General features: G+C 46.3%; 1 protein-coding gene. It reads left to right on the top strand.

Annotation, left to right across the window (positions count from 1 at the left end; all coding sequences use genetic code 11):
- Window positions 1-5 precede the first annotated feature (5 nt).
- The coding region (locus GON22_RS26845) for an IS3 family transposase (protein WP_336604370.1) at window positions 6-510 on the top strand (505 nt) is incomplete at its 3' end.

Here is a 510-nt window from a genome sequence, read left to right as displayed (position 1 = left end):
TCAGCATACAGCTTCTATGTGAGATTGCAGGGACCCCACGGTCGAGCTATTACAAATGGCTTAACCACAAACCTAGCGCAAGAGAATTGGAAAACAGAGAGCTAACTGAAGTCATGATGTCCCTGTACCAGAAGGTTGAGGGTACTTTTGGCTACCGCCAGTTAACCCTACACATGCGTCGTGAGACCAAGAACCCGATTAACCGCAAGCGTGTACGGCGCCTTATGAAGCTCAAGGGGATTCAGTCGGTCATTCGTAGGAAGAAGAAGAAATATGAGCGTTCCACTCCGCAACAAGTAGCTGAGAACTTGCTTAACCGTGAGTTTCAAGCAGAAGCGCCAAATGAAAAGTGGGTAACCGACGTAACCGAATTCAAGTATGGGCATGGACAAAAAGCGTACTTAAGCGCAATCCTAGATCTTCATGATAAAACAATTGTCTCTTATGTTTTGGGACACTCCAACAATAACCCTCTCGTTTTTCAAACGTTGGAACTGGCTTTACAGGCCG

Origin of the sequence: Paenibacillus sp. MMS18-CY102 (assembly GCF_009789195.1) — a bacterium.
In the GTDB taxonomy this organism is placed as follows: Bacteria; Bacillota; Bacilli; order Paenibacillales; family Paenibacillaceae; genus Paenibacillus_T.
Note: the sequence above shows the minus strand (reverse complement) of the source record. Positions and strands in the feature narration are given on the sequence as shown.